Here is a 21,613-nt window from a genome sequence, read left to right as displayed (position 1 = left end):
TGAGAGGAGTCAGGCTTCTGGCCTGACAGCAGCGAAGATCTCCGCAAGGATCTCTCCAGCGCCTTGAGATTTCAGGGTTTCAGCGAGTTCCTTGCCGATGGCTTCACAGCGATCAATTGGGCCGCGCTGCTGATCACGTATCAAGCGTTTGCCATCCAAGCTGGCAACCATGCCCGTGAGCAGTAATTCGTTGGCTTCGATGCGGCTATTGACACCGATGGGGACCTGGCAGCCCCCTTCTAGTTCTCTTAGTAAGGCCCGTTCAGCAAGGCAGCGCTGCGCTGTTGGTTTGTGTTCCAGTGCCTTGATGGCCTCGAGGACTTCGGGGTGACCCTCCACGCATTCAATGCCTAGGGCTCCCTGGCCAACGGCATGAAGGGAGATCTCGCTGGGAATCAACTGATGAATGCGATCTCCAAAGCCAAGCCTTGTCAGACCTGCTGCTGCAAGGATCAGGCAGTCATAGTTGCCGGCATCCAGTTTTTCAAGGCGGGTGATCACATTGCCGCGCACATCCTTAAACACCAGATGGGGGTAGTGATGCCGCAATTGGGCGAGGCGCCGTAGCGAGCTTGTGCCAACGATTGCCCCTTCAGGCAGGGTGTCGAGTTGATGCTCGGCATTCTTTTGATTCACTACCAGAGCGTCGGCTGGGTCTTCTCGCTCAGTCACGCATCCAAGCATTAGCCCTTCGGGAAGATTGGTGGGTAGATCTTTGAGGGAATGAACAGCGATATCCGCACGGCCGATCAGCATCTGAGCTTCAAGCTCTTTGGTGAAAAGACCTTTGTCGCCGATCTTGGCAAGGGCGACATCGAGGATTTTGTCCCCCTGGGTTGCCATCGCTTCTACCGAGATGGAAAGGCCAGGGTGTGCTTGCTCCAGTTCCGCTTGCACCCAATTGGTTTGCACCATGGCCAGCTGGCTTCGGCGTGAGGCGATGCGCAGTTGGGTGAGGACCATGTGTTCAGAACTCCAGCCCTCCAGATTAAGCAGTCGACCCCACGATCTTCGCGATTGGCTGATAATCCGTTAATGCTCTGAGGGAAGGGAGGTTTTTTAGGTTGTCTGCTCAATCAATAGGACTTGTTCATTTCCTTTCCCAAGACCAGCAATAGATGTAAGAGCTTCCGTTTGGAAAGCAAATATCATTTCCAAGCTATTGAAAAAGTGATCAGAAATATGTTTAGCTTGTCTCCGGATTGCATGCTAAAAAATAAAACTTCTCCTAGTGAGTGGCTTGATTGAATTTAATGCGGAGGCGCTACCTTGATGGCCAGGCTTTACTTTTATCAGAAGGATGGAGGTATTTTATGTCCAATATAAATGGTCATAGTGGTTAGAGTATTTGGAGTGCCATTGATCAGATTGAGACTTGTTGCTTTTTTCATGGTCTTAACCTAAATAGCTTTGCTGCTCTATTTGTATTAGGTATTAGAGGTATAAGTGGCTGAAAAATCTTGATCACCTGCATTGAAGAAGGGGGCTTCAGCTCCCTTGTCGGATTGACTTTTAAATTGATTACTTGATGTATTCCTTTGAAGCATCATTGTGATTAGACTGTGCTGCCTGATTTGACATTGTAGATTTATTGTGTCAAGGTGTAATCTCTCCCAAGAAATGGTGGAATTAAAAGCGGAAAATCAGCAGACAGGCAATCCTCAGTAGGCGAGGCTTTGTAAGAGTGAAAGGAAGGAGCCAATAGTATCGCTAGATCTTGAATTTGATGCATCATCAATGGGGGGGGTATCTGCTGGAGTGACTTGCAGCCAAGTTGATTGATATCTCTGTCTCAGGAGAAGCTAGAGTGTGACTAGCCTCACAGCTGTGATTGACTGAGGTCATCACAGCTGTTGCTGATTTGGGAGATGGTGTGTTTGTCGGCGGAAGAAATTCCAACGAACTTAAACAAACTACTCATTTTTAATCATGACTACATTTGCAAACCAGATCAGCCAAGCTGAAGTAGAAGCACTCGTCATGAGTGAGCTTGAAGACATGGAGCTAACTCCTGAACAACTGGCATTCATAGCTGGTGGAGGCCGCGTCTGGGATAAGATCAAAGAAATAGCTAAAAAAATAGGTGACAAGATTGAAAGTACTTTCGGCGATGGTGATGGCAAGCATGAATGGGACGACTACAAAGACGAAGTTAAGAAAATCGTCGATATCTTAACCGGTTGCCCAAGCCCTTATAACCCAGACGCCCCCCTTTAGATAGGGCATATTTTTATATATATGTCTACGCCAAATAAAGATTGCTCCAAGCAGATCTTTGCCACCCCGCCATTGAGCGGGGTTTTTTATGCTGTAGACATGTTGGAATGAATAATTGAAGCTTTTAATACTAAGCAGTTGGACCCATCGCCCTTGTAGGGCGAGAAAACACGTTGTTGCTCTGAAAATTTATGGGCATTGGGGTCTGAGCAGGTTTCAAAGCCTTTTCGCTATCTGATGGCGGGCATAAATAAAGGGGGCTTAAGCCCCCTTTTTGGATTGACTTTTAAATTGATTACTTGATGTATTCCTTTAAAACACCATTGCGATTCGGGTGACGAAGTTTGCGTAGGGCTTTGGCTTCAATCTGACGGATGCGCTCTCGTGTGACCTCAAAGATCTGTCCAATTTCCTCGAGGGTTTTCATGCGGCCATCGTCAAGGCCATAGCGCAGACGCAGAACATCACGTTCGCGGGGGCTGAGGGTTGCGAGAACACCTTCTAGATCTTCTCGCAAGAGATTTTTGGCAACATCTTGTTCTGGATTCTCAGTATCAGATTCGATGAAATCACCAAGTCTGGAGTCTTCCTCTTTGCCAATCGGTGTCTCGAGGGAGATGGGTAGTTGAGCACTTTTTGCGATAAATCGAAGTTTTTCGATTGTCATCTCCATGCTTTCGGCAATTTCCTCTTCTGTTGGTTTACGGCCAAACTCCTGGCTCAGCACTTTGGTTGTTTTTTTGATGCGTGAGATTGTTTCGTAGAGGTGAACAGGAAGACGGATTGTGCGGCTCTGATCCGCAATTGCTCGGGTGATGGCTTGACGGATCCACCAGGTGGCATAGGTGGAGAATTTGTACCCTTTCTCGTGGTCGAATTTTTCGGCAGCACGAATTAATCCCAGGCTGCCTTCTTGGATTAGATCCTGGAAGGACAGGCCTCGATTCATGTATTTTTTGGCGATTGAAACAACCAGCCGCAGGTTGGATTGCACCATCTTTTCCTTGGCTCGGCGCCCCAGCATCAGGCGACGGCGGAATTTGATGTTGGGCATTTCAACAAGGGAAGCCCATTCCTTGTTGTTGGGGTAGTGACCGTGATCACTATTGAACTGCTCTGCCAGTTCCTCTAGATGCAGGAGGTCAGCAATTTTGCGGGCTAGTTCAATCTCCTCGTCCGGACGCAGCAGGCGGATACGGCCGATCTCCTGGAGATAAACCCTGATGGAATCTTCGGTGTAGACGCCTTTAGGACCGATCTTGATATTGGCTAGAGCTCTGGCCTTCGCGTCTGCTTCGCTGGTTGCTTTAGCAGCAGCTTGGTTGCTTTCAGTCTCAGCGCTGGCCTTAGGGGCGCTTGTCGTTGCAGTAGCAAGAAGTTTGTCAGCCGTTAAATCAAGGTTTTTGCTGACAGTAGGGGTAGGGGTGGCTTTTGCTTTTTTTGCTTTGGGGCTGGACGCTTTTGCAGCAGAGCTGACCGGCTTGGCAGCAGTCTTGGCCTTAGGAGCTGTTGCCTTGACTTTCTTGGCTTTGGCTTTAACCGTACCTTTGGCCACTTGGGGTTTGGCAGTCTTTGCAGAGGCTTTTGGCTTGGCCTTTGCAGCTGCTGCTTGGGTGGCTGCAGGACTCATGGCAGGTGAGGGGAATGAAAGTGGAAAGTGGGAATGAGGGAGCAGAACCCAGGCTTATGCAAAACCATGCAAAAGAGGCCACTGCAGCACCGACGGCTCACAGCATCAGATCAGAACCTCATAAACAAGTGATCATCTGAGCTAGAAGTAGTCTGACGATCCTGTTATCCAGGTTGAGACTTGGGATGCTCTGAATTGGAGCGAAAGGAACAGGAAATGTTTTTGTGGACCAAAGCAGGGCTGTCAGGGGCTTTCTCAGACCGACCGAACTTTTATAGAGGGTTCCCTATAAAGGCTCGAATTTCGTGTCTTCCCACTGGACGGAACTCTGCTTGGTTCCGACGACAGTCTTTGGACTGTCCAACATTGACATTCTAAAAAAAACTTGTGACGCCTGCAAGTCCTGATCCGGCTGAACCGGCCCCCTGCCCTTCCGAATACTGCGCAGAGGTGGACGTCTGGGTGGAGGCAGGTCGTGAAGGGCGGTGTTTCACCTATCTGGACAGCAGACGGTTAGGGGTGGATTTAGGGGATCTCGTCCTCGTTCGCCTGCGGGGACGAAGGATGCACGGCCTGGTAATGGATCGGCGGATCTCGTCTCCTGTTGATCGTGGGCAGGACTCTGGAAGTGAAGCGCCGCCGCGTCACTTAGAGGCCATCGAGGCTCTTGTGCAGTCTGCGGCGGTAGACCCTCTCTGGTTTGGCTGGATTGAAGCGATGGCTGTTCATTGCCATATCAGTTCATTTCGCATGCTTAAAGCAGCTTTGCCGCCTGGTTGGCTCGGTCAGCGGCCGTCTCATCAGGCGGAGCCCCGTCGACTCTGGTGGATTCAACTCGAATCTTCTGCGATCAATCCCCAGAATCTTCCTCAGCGTCAGGCTGCTTTGCAGGCGGCCTTGGCTGCAGGGGGCGGTGGTGCATGGCAGAGGGATCTTCAGGCTGCTGGCTTCGGGTCTGGTCTTGTCAATGGCCTCATCAAGCGAGGTCTCATTCGTAGGGAAAAGCGTCAACCTACTGATGCCTCCAACGGGCTTTCCTGCTCAGATGCTTGTGATCAGGATTTGGAGGTGCCTCAGTCTCTGACTGTTGAACAGCAGGCGGTTGTGGAGGCTTTCCAATCCCAGCCCCTTGGAACTGGGATGCTGCTTTGGGGGGTGACAGGCTCGGGCAAGACAGAGGTTTACTTGCAGCTTGCGGCAAGAGAACTGCAAGCCGGTCGTCATTGCTTGATTCTCACGCCGGAGATTGGTTTGATCCCTCAGTTGGTCGATCGTTTCCGTCGTCGTTTCGGAACCAAGGTTCTGGAATATCACAGTGGCTGTTCCGATCGTGAACGGGTGAGCACCTGGCGGCAGGGGCTTACTGCTGCAAAGCCATTGGTGGTGGTTGGTACTCGTTCAGCAGTCTTTTTGCCATTGGCACCATTGGGTTTGATCGTGCTTGATGAGGAACACGACAGTTCTTACAAGCAGGAGTCACCCATGCCTTGCTACCACGCCCGTGACATGGCCATGGATAGGGCCAGGCGAACTGGCGCCAGGGTGGTGCTGGGAAGCGCTACGCCTTCGCTTGTCAGCTGGAAGAACCTCGCTCCTCAAGGCCAGCTTGCCTTGGCTCGACTGACCCGTCGCATTTCCGATCAGCCCTTACCGCCGGTGCATGTGGTTGATATGCGACAGGAATTGGCCGATGGCCATCGTCGCTTGATCAGCCGTCCATTGATGGAACGTCTTTCGGCATTGCCTGAGGCCGGTGAACAGGCGGTGGTGTTGGTGCCACGACGTGGCCACAGCAGTTTTTTGAGTTGTCGTAGCTGTGGAGAGGTCGTGCAGTGTCCTAACTGCGATGTGGCGCTTACGGTGCATCGCAGTCGTCAAGGGCACCAGTGGTTGCGTTGCCATTGGTGTGACCATCGCGCTGAGGTTGAGTCCAGTTGCCATAAATGTGGATCGAAGGCTTTCAAACCCTTCGGTGCAGGCACGCAGCGCGTGATGGAGCATCTCGTTGAGGAGCTCCAGGGTCTGAGGTTGTTGCGTTTCGATCGTGACAGCACCGGTGGGCGTGATGGGCATCGCCGTTTACTGGAGCAATTTGCAGCAGGGGAGGCAGATGTGCTGGTTGGCACCCAGATGTTGGCCAAGGGTATGGATTTGCCTCGGGTCACTCTTGCGGCTGTGTTGGCTGCAGATGGTTTGCTGCATCGCCCTGATTTACAAGCTGGAGAGCAGAGCTTGCAGCTATTGATGCAATTGGCTGGTCGTGCAGGACGTGGCGAGCGGCCAGGTCATGTGCTTGTTCAGACCTATTGCCCTGATCATCCTGTGATTAACCATTTGGTTGATGGTCGCTATGGGGAGTTTCTGAAAGAAGAGGCCTGTCTTCGTCATGAGGCTGGTTTGGTGCCTTATAGCCGGGCCTGCTTGTTGCGCTTGTCAGGTGATTCAGCTGCAGCGACAGCCACAGCTGCTGCGGTCCTCGCTGAACAGATCAAACCCCTTTGTGATGCTCAGGGTTGGTGTCTTGTAGGACCAGCGCCAGCTCCGATTGCAAGGGTCGCTGGTCGAAGTCGTTGGCAACTGCTATTGCATGGTCCGGAGGAGAGTCCTTTGCCATTGCCTTCAGGATCGACTCTTTGGAATGGATTGCCCCGTGGGGTTTCCTTAGCGGTGGACCCAGATCCCATTCAGCTTTGATTAGGCCATCATCTTCACGGGTTGATGTTGTTGGAGGTCACTGCGAGGGGCATTTTGAGCACGCCGAAGCCGAGTCTGCGCTGAACGGTTTGCAGGATCAGGCTGGTCTCCAACAGCTCCATGCCCTAAGGGTTGCCAACCTCGAGTCGGCTGGAGCGTTTGCGATCAAGGTCTAGCTGCTGAAGAGTCGCCTTGCTGTAGAGGCCAACTCAGATCCCCGTCAGGGTTGTTGGTGAGTCTTTGGCTGGTTACTGGGTTCACTCGTTTGGCCTTGAGAAGCTCATCTCGTGGGTATGGCCAAGCCACTGAGAAGCATGGTTAACCCGATGAGAACGAGCAAGACCAAGATTGAGAAGCCCAGATTGGGGGCTTTTGTTGGTCCGGTGGCTGGCGGTGGCGGCGGCGCTGGCCGCAGTGAAGGTCGACGGGCTGAGGCAGAGCGTGCAGCCGTTGTGGCTGTCATGTTTAAGTTCGGCAAGCGTATCGACCAGTTGGCAGGCCGTTGCAAGCTTGGTGCTTCCAGCACGGTCAGTAGCTGTTTCGCGTTCTGGCGAAGTTCGAGGTCTTTGCAGCGGGTGAGAAGACGACAGGTTGCGAGAGCCTTGCGCTCGTCACCTTGCCCCATCCAAGCAGTAACCATCAGCATTCTGATCCTGGCCCCCTCCGCATGGGGGAGTGGATGGCTTGCTGCCAAAGGCTCTAATAGAGCAAGGCTTTGGCCATAGTCTCCCCGGGCGAGGGCGGCTTCAGCCTCGGCCAGATTCGCGTGCATCACTCAGCTTCGGCCGACCACCATAGTGCCGATGCCGGCGTCGGTGAACACCTCGAGAAGCAGGGCGTGGGGAACACGCCCATCGATGATATGGGCAGCGCCGACCCCTTGAGCTAAAGCTCTGATGCAGCATTCGGTTTTTGGGGTCATGCCGCCAGCCACCACCCCTTCAGTGATGAGCTGGCGTGCTTCAGAGAGACGCAACTGATGAACAAGGGAACTTGGATCATCCCGATCTAGCAAGATGCCTGGCGTGTCGGTCAGCAGGATGAGTTTCTCTGCTTCAAGAGCGGCGGCGATCTCACCGGCGACCGTGTCTGCGTTGATGTTGTGGGAGCAGCCCTCAACAGTGGCGGCCACGCTTGAGATCACTGGTACATAACCCTTTGCGAGAATGGGTTCAAGTACATCGGTGTTGACTCGGGCTACATCTCCGACGAGGCCATGGCTGCCGTCGCCCCAGGGTCGGGCTTCAACCAGACTCCCGTCACTGCCACTAAGGCCAACAGCCTTGGCCCCCAGTTGGTTGAGGCCATTAACGATTTGCTTGTTAACGCGTCCAACTAAGACCATTTCCACCACGTCCATGGTGTCTGCATCGGTAACGCGAAGGCCGTCGCGGAATTGTGCTGGAATCTCAAGCCTTTCCAGCCATTGATTGATCTCTGGTCCGCCGCCATGAACCACAACGGGCTCTACGCCCACGCTGACGAGGAGGGCAAGGTCGCGAAAAACCGCTTCCTGCAAATTGGCGTGGGCCATGGCGGCTCCGCCGTATTTGATAACAATGCGCCGTCCGCTAAAACGTTGGATGTAAGGGAGGGCTTCGCTAAGCACAGAAACCCTGAGGGAGTCATCCTCTGTAAGCCTTCTCGCGGAGTTGGTTTGGCAGGGCTCAACCAGCGCTGCATCAGATTTAGCTGACTCCATCTTGACCTGCTAGTTCATCATCCTTGTTGACTGGCAGCAGGATGAGATCCAGGACCCCCGCGCTTGGAGATTTCAGTTCGGCGTTCAGGCCTTTGGCAAAGAAGCGGCCCAATCGTTCCTGGCGTTCCTTCCAGAGATCGAGTGGCACAGCACCCAGATTGAATCTCAACCGTACGCCGTACCCCGCTGCAGTTTCTAGTTCTTCAATCTCTTGGAGCTGAGGGGGGTTGTCTTTATCCCAGAGTTTGAGCGCTTCTAAGGACGTCTCAAGATGGGCTTTTTGTCCATAACGCCAGCGGGTTACATCCCAGACGAGTTTGCCCAGTTCCGGTGCTCCCTTCTCCCTGGCTTGACGCAGAACTGCCGCTGGAGTGACGCGTTTAGCAGGGGGAAGTTCAGAGGATTTCAGTGCTAGTCCTCCTATGAGGATGGGCACTCCATAGAAGATGGTTGGCAGGCTGAGGTTGGCATCGCCATTTGTGTAGGCCACCGCACCAACAACTGCAAGTACACCACCTGCCACGGTGACGAGGCTGCCTGGAGAGAACAGATCATTCATGGCGTTTATTCTGACGCTTTAGCCTCCAGGCTGAGGGTAAGGATCCGTTGCAATGGCTTCAGCTCATCCCTCTGATAGCGACTTGTCTGAGTTGATCACTCAGTTGGATGCTGATCGTGCTTGGTTGCTGGAGCAGATTGATCGTGGCCGTTGGGTTGAGTTGCGCCTTGATTTGGCTGCTCTGGAGAGGGAATTGGGCCAGCTGTTGACTCGAGCTGCCGAGGGCCTTGAAGACGAGAACAGCTTCGGGTAATGAATGTGTTCAGAAGGGAATGTCATCGGTGTCTGGCACCAGTGGGGCACTATTCCAGCTGGCAGCTTCTGGTTCTGCAGTTGTTACCGGTTTGGGTGTTGGCGTCTCGGCTATCGGTATAGGTCGTGAGGTCTGGTTGGTTGTAGTGCTAGTAGGTCGTTCTGGGCTACTAGCAGTTTGACCAGCTTGGCCGGAGAGGGAATGAAGACGCGCGAGCGTGAATTCGGCGCGCTTTTCCTTGGTGCCATCTTGGCGGGGAACTGTGTTCATGCGTAGTCGACCTTCAATCACAAGCCTTTGCCCAACGTGGACGCGGTTTTGTAGATCCTGGGCAAGGTTGCCCCATCCCACCACCTTGAGTTGACCAGGGGCAGTGTCGACACGAAGTGCATCGAAGCGCACCTCCATTTCGGCGATCGGTGTTTGGTTGTCTTGGGTATAACGAATGGTTGGTGCCTGGATCACTTCCACTTCAAGTACGCAGTGGTTCATGTCCTTCCCTTGGAGTGAGAGTCATTTTGATGCAAGCTTGCAGGAATGACCAGCGGCATATCTGGTTGCTATCTGGGACTGGTGAAGGGCCTGTTTTGGTGGCCGCTTTGGTGGCTCAGGGATGGCGAGTCAGTGTCAGTGTCGTCAGTGCTAGCGCCGCAGGTGCCTACGCAGGTCTGTCCTTGGAAGATCTTTGGACGGGCCCCCTCGACGGAGTGGAAGGGATACTCGGGGTGCTTGATCAGGCTCGTGATCGCCATCAAGGTTTTGATTGGGTGGTGGATGCGACCCATCCCTTTGCAGTCAAGATCAGTAGGGATCTGCAGCGTGCCTGTCAGGAATTCGCTCAGCCTTTGTTGCGCTTTGAGCGTCCCATGGAGGGTTGTGGAGAAGCATCCCTGATCGTGAACTCGGCTGATTTGGCAAGGCAAACATTGCAAGGAAGTCGATTGTTGATGGCTCTTGGGGCAAGGCATCTTGGCCAGGCTGTTAGGGCAGCTCGTCAGGCTGGAGCTCAAGTGTTTGCCCGTGTGCTTCCTTCGCCGGAAAGTCTTCGACATGCGTTGGCGAGTGGCTTGCCAGAGCACCATCTGGCAGTGGTGCGTCCGTTGCAGGGGCAATCTCATGGCGAACTGGAGTCAGCCTTGTGCCGCCGCTGGTCGATTACAGCAGTGGTTTGCAGGCAGTCGGGGGGGGTGACGGAGCAGCTCTGGCACAAGATCTGTCGGCAGCAGGGTCTTGGCCTTTGGTTGATCTCCCGGCCACAGCCCTGCGTTGCAGTAGAAGCCATCGGTAGCGTTGAGAGACTGCTCAATCGGCTCTCAACCAATCCAGTAGCTCCACTGTGCTGACGTTCTTCGCAAAGGTCTTCATGGTTGATCGAGGATCCTCATCGACACTGGTTTTGGTGTTGACCACAGAGGCAAACGCAAACCTGGCCGAGGGATTGGCCAATGAGCTCTTGGCTCGCAGGTTGGCGGCCTGCGTGAGTTTGCAGCAGATTCAATCCCACTACTGTTGGCAGGGGAAGCTGGAACGAGCGCAGGAAGTGCAATTGCTGATCAAGACCAGTCAGGATCAGCTGGATGCACTGCATCAGACGATTAAAGAGTTACACAGCTATGAGACCCCAGAGTGGATTTACTGGTCAGCCACTGCAAGTGATCCTTACGCTGCTTGGGTAGCAGCAGCTGTGGAACCTGTTGAAGGGTGAAACAGCCCTTCAATTAGTTCAGATGCTTCGCTACTAATTCCGGAAGTGACACCTGTGAGCGGGGACCGAGTTGAGTGATCACCTGGCCGGCGCAGATGGATCCGATTTGTCCACAGGTTTCCAAAGGGGTTCCCTGGGTGTAACCGTGTAGGAAGCCACCGGCGTAGAGATCACCTGCACCTGTGGTGTCAACCACGTTGCCAAGTTTGTAGGCAGGAATATCCCAGCGTTGATCACCAGCGAGCACGACAGATCCGTGCTCGCTGCGGGTGAGGGCTGCCACCTTGCAGCGGCCTTTCACTTCTTCCAATGCAGCCTCGAAGCTGACACTCTTGTAAAGAGAGGTGATTTCGCTGTCGTTAGCAAACAGCAGATCAACGTGGTTATCAACCAGCTCGAGGAAGCTGTCGCGATGCCGATCAACGCAGAAGCCATCGGAAAGAGAGAGGGCTACTTGGCCTCCTGAATCACGACAGACTTGTGCGGCTGCGATGAAGGCTTTTTTGGCTGCCGGACTGTCCCATAGATACCCCTCGAGGTAGAGCACCTTGGCTTGGCGAACCATTGACAGGTCTAAATCTTCAGGGTCCAGCTGTACCGAAGCTCCTAGATAGGTGCACATGGTGCGTTGCGCATCCGGGGTGACCAGGATCAGACAGCGAGCTGTAGAAGGACCATCACTTGCTGGTGGAGTCTCGAATCGAGCGCCTACTGAGCGGATGTCGTGGCTAAAAATGCTGCCTAGTTGATCATTTTTGACACGACCGATGAAGCCTGCTTTCCCGCCGAGCTGCGCCAGACCTACCAGGGTGTTGGCGGCGGATCCACCTGAAGTCTCTAGACCAGGTCCACTGATGGAGTAAAGCGCTTCTGCTTGGGCTTCATCCACCAAGGCCATATTGCCTTTACTCAGACTGTGCGCATCAAGGAAGGCATCGTCCGCCTGCACCAGCACGTCCACGATGGCATTGCCTATTCCAACCACATCGAGAGGACGATCACTGAACCTGGGGATAGCCATGGAGGGATGCATGGGAAACCTCAGAAGTATCGATCCCCGTCCACCATCTGTTTTGAGAAAGGGCTTAGGCGCTTAGGAGAGCCCGTTTGGGACCGTGGATCGGATCTTCTACAACGATTGTTTGATCACGGTTGGCACCTAGGGAGACGATGGCAATCGGCACTTCCATGAGGTCGGCGAGGAAGCGCAGATAGTCCATCGCCGTGGTTGGTAGGTCTTCAAGACGGCGGCAGTCTGCAGTGGAGCATTGCCAGCCTGGCAGGGTCTCGAAGATTGGATGACAGCGGGCAAAGTCTTCTGCGCTGCTAGGGAAGTGTTCAATTCGTTCACCGTTGAGCTCGTAGGCCACACACACTCGGATTTCGTCGAGCTCATCAAGCACATCGAGTTTGGTAATAGCCAGGCAATCCAGGCCATTCACTGCTACTGCGTAACGACCAATGACTCCATCGAACCAGCCGCAGCGTCTGCGGCGGCCTGTGGTGGTGCCGAATTCACCTCCCCGGTCACAGAGCTGTTCATTGATGCTTCCTTCCAGTTCTGTTGGAAAAGGACCTTCTCCTACACGGGTGGTGTAAGCCTTGGCAACACCGATCACTCGATCGATCAGCGTGGGTCCGACTCCAGCTCCGATGCATGCACCGCCTGAGATTGGATTGGAGGAGGTGACATAGGGATAGGTGCCGTGATCAAGGTCTAAAAGGGTCCCTTGAGCTCCTTCAAAAAGAATGTTTTTGCGGCTGCGGGCAGCTTGATGAATGGTTTGAATACAGTCGACAACGTGTGGAGCAAGCCTTTGGCCATAGCCGAGGTATTCCTCGATGACCTGCTCTGAGTCAAGTGGTGCTACTCCATAAATTTGTTCGAGTAGACGATTCTTTTCTTGTAGAGGGCCACGCAGTCGTTCTCGTAGTCGTTGGCTATCTAAAAGATCAAGTACGCGAATGCCGTTGCGTTGGGATTTATCGGCATAGGTGGGACCGATGCCCCGTCCAGTAGTGCCGATACGTTGATCGCCACGTTGTTGCTCCATCGCCTCATCCAAGAGGCGGTGATACGGCATCGTTACGTGGGCAGTCGACGCCAGTTGAAGACCTGAGATATCAATGCTGTTCTCAAGCAGCATGTCTAGCTCCTTGAGCATCACTTTGGGATCGATGACTGTGCCAGAGCCGATGAGGCAGATAGTTTCTGGGTAAAGAATTCCTGAGGGAATGAGGTGCAGTTTGAGCACCTGGTCATCCACAACGATTGTGTGGCCGGCATTGACGCCACCTTGATAGCGGACGACAACATCAGCTGAACGGCTTAGGAGATCGGTGATCTTGCCTTTTCCTTCGTCACCCCACTGCGCACCGATGACGACAACATTGGCCAAGGACACTGCGGCCCGAAGCCGCCGTTATTCACAAACGGGGATCTTCCCAGATATCCCTGCCTTAAGTCAAACAGTGATTACCTAGCAGTTGATTTATCTGCCTCTTAATACAGTTTGTTCTGCTTTGGCAAGTTCCTTCGTGATCCGATTTTGAAGTTCTTCCGGTAGGGGGCGGTTGGCGAAGTTGTTGTAATGACCAGCTAGGGAATTGAGGGCTGTCTGCATGGTGGTGAAAGACGGCAGGTTATTCACCTTGGAGCGAGGCCGATATCGGGCGATGTAGTTGTAGCTCAGGTCACGAGCCTCCTCTTGAGCTGCTGAATAGCCTTCGTCGTCCGAGGACAGGGCGATTGCGTCTTGCAGGTTGTGAGCCACGTTGACTGTGTCGTCTACATAGTTTCCGGACAATTGGATCTCGGCTGCATTGGCGCTTCCGTTGGCTGTGAGCATCAGGCAAAGGACAAGGCAGATTGCCAATCCTGCCCGCATCAACTGCTTGGCGATGTGATGCAAGGCAGTAGTCATCCGGTTCATTCCATTCCCAAGAATTTTAAATGGCTGGTCAGACCCTTGTGTTTTGGTTCGCTGCTATCTCTTTAACCAGTGCGGTAAAGGCCTGTTTTGCAGAAAGTATTTGAACCTTGCGGCTGGATCTTTGAATCAGTTCCACCTGCCCCTTGGCGGCATCTCTGCCAACCACGACTCGCCAAGGGATCCCGATCAGGTCAGCATCTTTGAATTTCACGCCGGCGCGTTCAGTCCTGTCATCAAGTAGCACTTCGATATCAGCTGCTTGTAGTTCGGTGTAAAGCTGTTCGGCCAGCTTTTGCTGAACCTCATCCTGGATGTTGGCTACCACGACGATGACCTCAAATGGGGCGATGGCCAGAGGCCAATTCATGCCAGCTTCGTCATGGTGTTGTTCCACAGCGGCCTGGGCAAGTCTGGAAATCCCGATGCCGTAACACCCCATCCAGAAAGGCTCTTGAGTGCCCTGGTCATTGGTGAAACAGGCCTCTAGGGCTTCTGAGTACTTGCGACCTAATTGGAAAATGTGTCCTACCTCAATGCCTCTTCTCTCCTCCAGAATCTGGCTGGAGTCATGGATACAGCGATCGCCAGCCTGCGATTTGCGTAGATCGACCCTTTTGGGCACTTCCCCGAGTTTTGACCAGGTCATGCCAGTTCGATGCTGATTGTTTTGATTGGCACCGCAGACAAAACAGTTCAGCTCAGTAGCTGTCGGGTCAGCTAGGCGTAGGAACTGTTTTGTCCAGCTTGTGGCTCCGCTTAATAGGGCATCGTCTAGGTCAGGCCCTATCGCCCCAAAGGGCCAGGCTTCAAGCTTTTGCGCAGTGATTTGATCGGCGCTGATGGGGGCCACATCGAGCACCCCCTTGTTTAGTTCCCTGCTTAGGGCGTTGATCAGCTTTACCTCATTGAGTTGCTGGTCGCCTCGGATGCTTACAAGGACTGGTTGAAGTTCACCATCTTCGAGGCGGGCCAGCATGACCAGCACCTTCATCACTTGCGACGGAACAAGGCCCTGGGCGGCACACAGTGTCTCGATCGTTCCCTGTTCGGGTGTATCAATCAAGGCAACTTTTGAAGCAGGCAGGGGGATGGCCTTTGGTGGATGAGAGACGGCCTTTTCTTGGTTGGCGGCGTAGAGGCCATCACCACTGATCAGGATCAGGTCTTCGCCAGCATCCGCTGTAACCATAAATTCTTGAGACGAGGCTCCGCCGATGGCTCCGCTGTCGGCTTCCACGGCGACGGTTGCGAGTCCGCAACGGGAGAAGATTCGTTGATAGGCCTCATCCATGGCTCTGTAGGTCATGGCGAGGTCTGCTTCGCAGGCATGGAAGGAATAGGCGTCCTTCATGATGAATTCCCGGCCGCGCATCAGGCCAAAACGTGGGCGGATCTCATCGCGGAATTTGCTTTGGATCTGATAGAGCGTTACAGGAAGCTGTCGATATGAGCGCAGCAGGTCTCCGGCAAGACTTGTGATCACCTCTTCATGGGTGGGGCCGAGTCCGAGTTCTCGTCCTTGGCGGTCTTCAAGGTGGAACATCAGGCCTTCGCCGGCCGTGTACCCCTGCCATCGGCCACTACGCCGCCAGAGCTCTGCAGGCTGCAATTGAGGTAACAAGGTCTCCAGAGCACCAGTGGCATCCATTTCCTCCTGCACAATCGCTGTGATTTTGCGCAGGACCCGCAACATCAGGGGTAGGTAGGCATAAATGCCTGAAGTAACACGACGGATATATCCCCCTCTGAGCAGCAATTGATGGGAGGCGATTTCCGCGTCAGCTGGTACGTCGCGCAACGTCACCAGCATCAGGCGGGAGACGCGCATGAATCGGACCTCAGTGGATGGGGGAAACTACCATCCGCGGTCCAAAAAAGCCGATTGCGAAAGTGTCTTTAGGCGCCGAATCGACCTGTGCGAGATGAGTCTCACCTGCTAATGTCGCGCAACAAAAGAAGCGGTTAGTCGATCTCATGTCTGAAGGCTCGGTCAATTCTGATTCTCCTCTGCCCAGCCCTTCTTCCGATTTAAGCAAAGATATTAATGCTGTGATGGCTCAATCTGATGCGCTTGTTGGTATCGATGACGTTCAGAAGTCTTTGAATCGTTCAAGGGCTTCGGTGTATCGCTACACCAATACAGATCCACGCAACCTCAATCCTTCGTTTAATCCTCGCAAGCTCAATCCTGAGTATCGAAGCGATCAGAAAGATCCCCTTCTTTTTCATCCAAATGAAGTCGCCCGTTTCGCAAAGGATGTTTTAAGGATCAAAGAGGTCACTGTTGAGGTTCTTAATTCCCCCTCAACAGCAACGCAACAGGTTCTTGGATCAATCCTTGAGGAGCTGCGTGCAATTAGGTCACAGCTTGATGGATTGAATGATGCACCGTCAGATTTGGCCGCCCATAGAGAGCGGCAGGATCGTCCTGCTGCATAACGTCTCTTTCGGTGACAGAATATTTTGTAGCGGTTTCCGGCAATGGCTTGCCCAGACCCTGAAATCGCCCCGATGAAGGTGGCTGATGCTATCCCCTACACCGGGTCGTTCTAAACCACCCCTGCATGGATCCTGACCCAGCCTCAGTTTCAAGCCCCTCGTCTAAGGGTGAGGAGCCGTCCAGATCACATCATGATTCTGGTCTCATTGGACCAGATCCTGAAGATCCTTTCAGTTTGAGTGCGCCTTCGATTGCGTTGCTGGGTTTGACTATTGCCATCGCAACCGTTGGAGTACCCCTCGCGGCAGTTTTGACAGATCGGTCTGCGGGGAGGGAAAGCATGGTTCCCACAGCCTTGGAGAAAGATGGATCTAAGCTCTCTACTCCCATCTCCTTCACCCGGGTTGGTCAACCTGTTGGTGGAGATTCCGGCGGGAAGCCGGAACAAGTACGAATATTTCGATGAGGCTGGTGTGATGGCCCTCGATAGGGTTCTTCATTCCTCGGTTCGCTACCCGTTTGATTACGGCTTCATCCCCAACACCCTTGCTGAAGATGGTGCACCTCTTGATGCAATGGTGATCATGGAGGAGCCCACATTTGCTGGCTGTCTGATTAGGGCACGACCAATCGGGGTGCTTGATATGCATGATTTCGGGGCTTATGACGGCAAGTTGTTGTGTGTTCCCGTTGCTGATCCCCGTCAACGGTCGATCAGCAGCATTCGGCAGATTTCAGCCAGTCAACTGGAGGATGTGGCTGAATTCTTCCGCACTTACAAAAATCTTGAGGGGCGAGTTGTTGATATCGGTGGCTGGAGAGATTCAGAAGCTGTTGAGCCTCTGTTGGAGACCTGCACCAAAGCTGCGCAGGCTAAGCTGAAAAAGTAACTATGAACCCTAATCGCTTGAATGAACGAGTTCATTCTTTGCTGGTCAGTTAAATCATGCTCAACTCAATAAGGATTTATAGCTATTCGCGCTGCGCTACTTGTCGGAAGGCGTTGGCTTGGCTGCAGCAGCATCAAATTGTGCATGATCTTTTCGACATCGTTGAGACACCTCCTAGTCGCGAGATGCTTCGTGGCGCTATTAAGCAGTTAGCAAGCCGCAAACTTCTCTTCAACACAAGTGGTGTAAGTTATCGCGCCCTTGGCGCGGCTGTAGTCAAGGCCATGAGCGATGACGAGGCGCTCGATGCACTTGCATCCGATGGTAAGTTGATTAAACGTCCTTTCCTGATTGCTGAAAATGGCAGTGTATTGGTGGGCTTCAAACCGGAGGTCTGGGCTGAGGTGTTGCTGCCTTGAAGAGTAAATCCGTAGAAATAGGAGTATGTTGCGGCGAAAATAAATGTTATTTTGATGCGATAAATTTTTAGTAGAGCTGCTAAAGGACAATGAACCAAAGAGATTGCGAATGATGGAAATGTGACTATTGCTATTCGCAATATGTAAAAGCTAGTAATCAAGAACTTGAAGGCTTATTCGTATATGGTTTGTCCTTAGGGGTATTGACTGCCATGGCAATAGCAGGTGTATGACGGGCCATGGGTCATCCCTGTGCGCGAATATAATGGTCTTGTCTAAGTATTTATCTACTTTGTCTGCAAGTTGATGGCAGCCTGTAAAGGATAGGCTTTGTTGTCTATTCATACTGGTGGAAGGAGATGGTTTGTGTTGGATATTTTCTAGATAAAGCAGCAAGTTTTTTCAAAGAAGTTCAATTAAGTGGATCCGGATCAAGCCTAGATGGTCAAGAGATTAAAGTCGTTAAGGGGTTGCGATGCAGTATTAAATGCGGAGGTAATTGTAATCTTTGTCGTTGTTTATCTTTTCGCTATTTTGTATTCTATTGCTTGCGTATTCCAGGCCCTCGTTGCCTTTAAATGTTTTCTAATGGTAGCTTGCATGACATCTTATAGTGTTATTTTATTGCTAGATTCTTGCTTTTGGCTTGTCATTTTCGCCTCGCTGAAGTTAAGACCATCGAGCTCACTGATCAATTCATTAACCCCACCTTGTTCTCTGAGCTGGCGGAAGCTGGAGCGCTTGAACTCTTCAAGGAAGGCCACCATTAGTTCTTGACTGCGTTCGAGAACGGGTCCCTGCTCGAGGGTGCGAGCGAGCTCTTCCCAGAAGCGATCAATCGTATCGACTCCTAGTTGCTCTAGCACCATATCCTTGCGGCCAAGTTGGTCGCCGGCATTGCGAGAGAGCTGCAGAAATGTATCGATCATTCCGGCTGCGAGTTGCCGGCTTAGTTCCGATTCGGCCTTTTCAATGACGGCAAGCCCTTTGAGAGGAGCGGGCACGATCACGCCATCCATACTGCGCTGCAAGGCGTGACTAAAGAGTGCCAAAAGTTGGGGGCGCATGCTTGGCCCTACCTCACTGAGGATTAGCGGTAGCCAGAGCCGAAGCAATTCGGCTAGTTCACGTTCTTCGTTCTTTTCCACTGATTGATGACTACAAAGACTGCGGATTCGTTGCGGCAGATGTGGTGAGCGAATGATTTCTTGCATCGCATCCACGATGCGTAAGGTGAGAACTTCAAACAGCTCCAGGGCTAATAGGGCTACGACGCCCCTGCTGATGACAGCGCGCAAAGGTTCCAGCTGAATGAGCCCAGCGCTGGATAGGCGCTCGGTAACGGGCACTAACCGCAAGAGTCTCCAGAATGGGAGGAGTAGAGGCAGGTCGATCCAGCGTCGCAGCAGGGCCTCTCGCCAGCTAATGCCGGGGAAGCGACGCTTCAGGCGCATAGCCCTTAGCAGGATGTCGAGGAGAAAGAGAAGTTGGAAGGGAGTGTCGAGGCGCCAGGCATCGTCAACAGGCTGCCCGTTTTCGTTGATCGATCGCCAATAGTTGGTGGCGATCAGGGGAAGAATCTTCTCGGTCCAGAACAGTCTTTCTTGCTGCCAATCGAGGTTGTTGAGGTATTTGTTTCCCAAGAGATGGGCGGCTGCCTGCTTGGAGGAATCCATCCCAGCCCTTGCACGCAGTAGGCTTTTTAGTTTTTCAAGGGTGCCGACGTTGCCAGAGCTGACGAACGGATTCTCATCGATCAGTTGAGTCGTGAGTTCGACTTGATTAAGGCGTAGTTGTTGTGAAGCAGGGCTATTGATTCCTTGCCTTGCTGCAGTTTGATCGAGTTGGCTGAAATGTTTGATATAAAGCTGGGTATCTCTATGCGGTTTGATGCCTTTGACAATGTCATAGAAAGGCGTCACGTTCGGCAACCATGGCAACGGCACCATCAACGATGTCGAGGGCAGGAGATAGAGATTGCGGTGTAACCAGAAATTGCGTAGCGGAATGTAGGTAACGTCGAAGAGGATCCAACTCAAGTTGGTGGCAGCGATTAGCGCCAAAACCTGATCCCAGCGCTGCCAGAACTTACGCGAGGGGGAGGGTCTCAACCCTTGCCAGCGGGGACGCACCATGGGCTGAGGTTGCTTTGATCACGCTAAGGGGCCGGACAGGCTGGCCTTATCGTTAAGCATCGAATTCATAACAGGGCTGAGTTGTCTGACGCGCAGCAGCAGGACCATCCCACAAACGATAAGGCGTCTGCTCCCCGGGGAGCATCAACCTCTAAACCTCATCCATTTTGGGATTTCTGGGGACCAGTCTTCTTCACTTTGGGCCTGTATTTCGGCATTCGTCATTACGTCGCTGAGGCGAGATACATTCCCTCTGAATCGATGATCCCAGGGCTGCAAGTCCAGGATCGGTTGCTGGTTGAGAAAGTCAGCCTTCGCAGTCGATCTCCACGTCGTGGGGAGATCGTGGTGTTTAACACGCCCTATTCCTTTAATGCTGCGTTGAATTTGAAGAGTGGTCAGAGGTCCCTTCCTTGCTTTGTGGTGAACCTTCCTTTTGTGAACTGGATGGGACTAACCAATCCCAGCTGTGATGCTTGGATTAAGCGTGTTGTCGCCGTGGGTGGAGACCAGGTTTCGATCAATCCCAAGGGAGAAGTGAGCGTGAATGGACAGAGGCTGAAGGAGCCCTATGTAACCCAGTATTGCCCTGTGAACGAGAGGGGAATGGGACCTTGCAATTCCCTGATCGCGACAGTTCCCATCGATCATGTCTTGGTGCTGGGAGATAACCGAAGCAATAGCACTGATGGAAGAATTTGGGGATTTCTGCCTGAGAAAGAAATCCTTGGGCGTGCTTTATGGCGTTTTTGGCCTTTTGATCGTTTCGGCTCACTCATTCCCTGAGTCCACATGCCACGACACTGCCTTGCAGTTGGCAGCCCTGCCAGGGTTGATTAGCTGCTTTGGGTGCATGATCACTATGCCGATCTTGAGTCCAGAGCTGATCAGGGTCGAACATGAGCCAGCGCCGGCTGCCAATGGTCAAGCGTTCCTCCGGCAGGTTGAGCATTTTTGACGGTCCAAAACTCAGAGCATGCCAAAGCTGCTCTACAGACCAACCAGCTTTGACCACAAGCTCTTGCCAAAGCGCAGGCAGCACGAGTTGATGGCCTGCTAGGCCAGGCTCAAGCTGATTTGGAGGCAGTTGGGTATCTTCCTCATCAAGGGGTATGGCATGGACAGCCACGGCCGTGAGGGTGCCATTGGCAAGGGCCTTGATCAAGGCTGCTCGATCCCGAGGACTACCAAGAGATGGGATGACCCTCCATCCAAGCTCTGTGGGATCAAGTTTGCTTTGGTCAGTCACCAGATGCCACCAGCACACGCTGGCCAGAGGCCGGGAGGGACAGGACCCCAAGATGGCGACTCCAGGGGCAGTGGCCAGGTTCATCAGTCTTAGGGAACGTTCAGGGTGCTGCCGATGAAGTTCGAGAAGTTGTCCCAGGGGGAGGGTTTCGCTGGCGAAGGGGTCAGGTGCCCAGCCCGCTCGTAGTGTTTCAACGCCTTCGCGCACCATCCCGCCACCTTGAATTTTTTCATCTCTGGGGGCGATTAACACTGGGGCTGATCCCATTTCGCCTAGCACCAGCCCCCGTTGTAGGAGAGCGATTGGCAGGATTAAATCGTCGTTTGCCAGTCCTACGGCACCGTGTTGCAGTAAATCCGCATGGGGGGATAGTTCGCTGCCGGCACCATCTCTGCTAAAGCTGCCCCATAAGTGAATGTCCACATCGCTATTTGGATTTAAAAATCCCTGCAATCTTTCGGGGCGATCACGCCAGGAGGAACTGCGGGGTAGCAGAGCTAGTTGGCCATAACCGGCAGCAGCAGCAGCATGTCTCAGGCTTGCAAGGGTTTCGCAATAACCACTGATTGGATCTTCAAGGATGGAATGGGGGTCTACAAGACAGGGGGCGAGCAGTTGTTGGCTAGCTGATTTGGGGGGCAGCCCGAGCTGTTGAGCCTGTTTACGTGCCTTCGCTCCAAAGGCGATCAGATGGCTGTCTCTGATCAGCACAGCATCTTCAACGACAGGTTGATCCGACCCGTGCAGGATCCTTATGGGGTCTAGAAGTTGTGCCTCGGGCATCACG

The 21,613-nt window shown here is 53.1% G+C and carries 21 protein-coding genes; 9 read left to right on the top strand and 12 right to left on the bottom strand.

Features of this window, described 5'->3' with window-relative positions:
* Positions 1 to 9: 9 nt before the first annotated feature.
* Positions 10 to 963, bottom strand: a complete 954-nt coding sequence (hemC, locus tag SIB68_RS05700) for a hydroxymethylbilane synthase (RefSeq protein ID WP_063400152.1) — start codon at positions 961 to 963, stop codon at positions 10 to 12.
* A 966-nt stretch (positions 964 to 1,929) separates the two neighbouring features.
* On the opposite strand from hemC, the gene SIB68_RS05695 reads away from it, so the two are divergent.
* Positions 1,930 to 2,217 carry a hypothetical protein gene (locus SIB68_RS05695; protein ID WP_063400153.1) on the top strand — a complete coding sequence of 96 codons (288 nt, stop codon included), beginning with the start codon at positions 1,930 to 1,932 and terminating at the stop codon, positions 2,215 to 2,217.
* Between the two features lie 295 nt (positions 2,218 to 2,512).
* Here the strand turns inward: SIB68_RS05695 and rpoD are convergent, their stop codons facing one another.
* Positions 2,513 to 3,847, bottom strand: coding sequence for an RNA polymerase sigma factor RpoD (gene rpoD / locus SIB68_RS05690; RefSeq protein WP_063400154.1), 1,335 nt, complete (start codon positions 3,845 to 3,847; stop codon positions 2,513 to 2,515).
* 387 nt (positions 3,848 to 4,234) lie between these two features.
* Here rpoD and priA point away from each other — a divergent pair, with 387 nt between their 5' ends.
* Positions 4,235 to 6,541: a primosomal protein N' gene (gene priA, locus SIB68_RS05685; RefSeq protein ID WP_413681985.1), complete on the top strand. Its 2,307-nt coding sequence runs from the start codon at positions 4,235 to 4,237 to the stop codon at positions 6,539 to 6,541.
* 280 nt (positions 6,542 to 6,821) lie between these two features.
* Here priA and SIB68_RS05680 read toward each other — a convergent pair whose 3' ends face one another.
* The 3 genes from SIB68_RS05680 to SIB68_RS05670 are packed head-to-tail and all read right to left on the bottom strand — an operon-like array spanning position 6,822 to position 8,802.
* Positions 6,822 to 7,313, bottom strand: a complete 492-nt coding sequence (locus SIB68_RS05680) for a hypothetical protein (RefSeq protein ID WP_063400156.1) — start codon at positions 7,311 to 7,313, stop codon at positions 6,822 to 6,824.
* A 3-nt stretch (positions 7,314 to 7,316) separates the two neighbouring features.
* A complete protein-coding gene (gene argB / locus SIB68_RS05675) occupies positions 7,317 to 8,243 on the bottom strand; it encodes an acetylglutamate kinase (protein ID WP_063400157.1) in 927 nt (308 codons plus the stop codon).
* A complete protein-coding gene (locus SIB68_RS05670; protein WP_063400158.1) occupies positions 8,230 to 8,802 on the bottom strand; it encodes a DUF2854 domain-containing protein in 573 nt (190 codons plus the stop codon). Before SIB68_RS05670 ends, argB begins: the two co-directional genes overlap by 14 nt.
* Before the next feature lie 52 nt (positions 8,803 to 8,854).
* Between SIB68_RS05670 and SIB68_RS05665 the strand changes: the two genes are divergently transcribed.
* Positions 8,855 to 9,055 carry a hypothetical protein gene (locus SIB68_RS05665; RefSeq protein ID WP_011130635.1) on the top strand — a complete coding sequence of 67 codons (201 nt, stop codon included), beginning with the start codon at positions 8,855 to 8,857 and terminating at the stop codon, positions 9,053 to 9,055.
* Positions 9,056 to 9,064: 9 nt separating this feature from the next.
* Here the strand turns inward: SIB68_RS05665 and SIB68_RS05660 are convergent, their stop codons facing one another.
* Positions 9,065 to 9,547, bottom strand: a complete 483-nt coding sequence (locus SIB68_RS05660; protein ID WP_063400159.1) for a single-stranded DNA-binding protein — start codon at positions 9,545 to 9,547, stop codon at positions 9,065 to 9,067.
* 29 nt (positions 9,548 to 9,576) lie between these two features.
* On the opposite strand from SIB68_RS05660, the gene SIB68_RS05655 reads away from it, so the two are divergent.
* Positions 9,577 to 10,398 (top strand): precorrin-6A/cobalt-precorrin-6A reductase, encoded by an 822-nt coding sequence (locus tag SIB68_RS05655; protein WP_063400313.1) that lies wholly within the window; start codon positions 9,577 to 9,579, stop codon positions 10,396 to 10,398.
* 20 nt (positions 10,399 to 10,418) lie between these two features.
* The gene (gene cutA, locus SIB68_RS05650; RefSeq protein ID WP_063398445.1) at positions 10,419 to 10,760 is read left to right on the top strand and encodes a divalent-cation tolerance protein CutA; all 342 of its coding nucleotides are present in this window, start codon (positions 10,419 to 10,421) and stop codon (positions 10,758 to 10,760) included.
* Between the two features lie 13 nt (positions 10,761 to 10,773).
* Here cutA and SIB68_RS05645 read toward each other — a convergent pair whose 3' ends face one another.
* The 4 genes from SIB68_RS05645 to SIB68_RS05630 form a co-directional block, all read right to left on the bottom strand.
* On the bottom strand, positions 10,774 to 11,781 hold the full coding sequence (locus SIB68_RS05645) for an adenosine kinase (RefSeq protein WP_155724929.1): 1,008 nt from the start codon (positions 11,779 to 11,781) through the stop codon (positions 10,774 to 10,776).
* A gap of 64 nt (positions 11,782 to 11,845) precedes the next feature.
* On the bottom strand, positions 11,846 to 13,165 hold the full coding sequence (locus SIB68_RS05640; protein ID WP_196757106.1) for an adenylosuccinate synthase: 1,320 nt from the start codon (positions 13,163 to 13,165) through the stop codon (positions 11,846 to 11,848).
* Positions 13,166 to 13,252: 87 nt separating this feature from the next.
* Complete coding sequence (gene psb27 / locus SIB68_RS05635; RefSeq protein ID WP_196757107.1) at positions 13,253 to 13,693, bottom strand: photosystem II protein Psb27; 441 nt, start codon at positions 13,691 to 13,693, stop codon at positions 13,253 to 13,255.
* 28 nt (positions 13,694 to 13,721) lie between these two features.
* Positions 13,722 to 15,521: a proline--tRNA ligase gene (locus tag SIB68_RS05630; protein WP_063400162.1), complete on the bottom strand. Its 1,800-nt coding sequence runs from the start codon at positions 15,519 to 15,521 to the stop codon at positions 13,722 to 13,724.
* 146 nt (positions 15,522 to 15,667) lie between these two features.
* Here SIB68_RS05630 and SIB68_RS05625 point away from each other — a divergent pair, with 146 nt between their 5' ends.
* The 3 genes from SIB68_RS05625 (at position 15,668) to SIB68_RS05615 (ending at position 17,442) form a co-directional block, all read left to right on the top strand.
* Positions 15,668 to 16,132, top strand: a complete 465-nt coding sequence (locus SIB68_RS05625) for a hypothetical protein (protein ID WP_063400163.1) — start codon at positions 15,668 to 15,670, stop codon at positions 16,130 to 16,132.
* A gap of 366 nt (positions 16,133 to 16,498) precedes the next feature.
* Positions 16,499 to 17,023 (top strand): inorganic diphosphatase, encoded by a 525-nt coding sequence (locus SIB68_RS05620; protein WP_063400164.1) that lies wholly within the window; start codon positions 16,499 to 16,501, stop codon positions 17,021 to 17,023.
* A gap of 56 nt (positions 17,024 to 17,079) precedes the next feature.
* Positions 17,080 to 17,442, top strand: coding sequence for an arsenate reductase family protein (locus SIB68_RS05615; protein ID WP_063400165.1), 363 nt, complete (start codon positions 17,080 to 17,082; stop codon positions 17,440 to 17,442).
* Between the two features lie 608 nt (positions 17,443 to 18,050).
* Here SIB68_RS05615 and SIB68_RS05610 read toward each other — a convergent pair.
* Positions 18,051 to 19,577 carry a hypothetical protein gene (locus tag SIB68_RS05610; protein ID WP_063400166.1) on the bottom strand — a complete coding sequence of 509 codons (1,527 nt, stop codon included), beginning with the start codon at positions 19,575 to 19,577 and terminating at the stop codon, positions 18,051 to 18,053.
* An 81-nt stretch (positions 19,578 to 19,658) separates the two neighbouring features.
* Here SIB68_RS05610 and lepB point away from each other — a divergent pair, with 81 nt between their 5' ends.
* Complete coding sequence (lepB, locus tag SIB68_RS05605) at positions 19,659 to 20,363, top strand: signal peptidase I (protein WP_063400167.1); 705 nt, start codon at positions 19,659 to 19,661, stop codon at positions 20,361 to 20,363.
* Here the strand turns inward: lepB and SIB68_RS05600 are convergent.
* Positions 20,353 to 21,609, bottom strand: a complete 1,257-nt coding sequence (locus SIB68_RS05600; protein WP_063400314.1) for a dihydroorotase — start codon at positions 21,607 to 21,609, stop codon at positions 20,353 to 20,355. The genes lepB and SIB68_RS05600 overlap by 11 nt on opposite strands.
* Between the last annotated feature and the right edge of the window lie 4 nt (positions 21,610 to 21,613).

It is taken from the genome of Prochlorococcus sp. MIT 1323 (assembly GCF_047304905.1).
GTDB classification, from domain to species: domain Bacteria; phylum Cyanobacteriota; class Cyanobacteriia; order PCC-6307; family Cyanobiaceae; genus Prochlorococcus; species Prochlorococcus marinus_D.
This window is presented reverse-complemented; position numbering and strand designations above follow the sequence as displayed.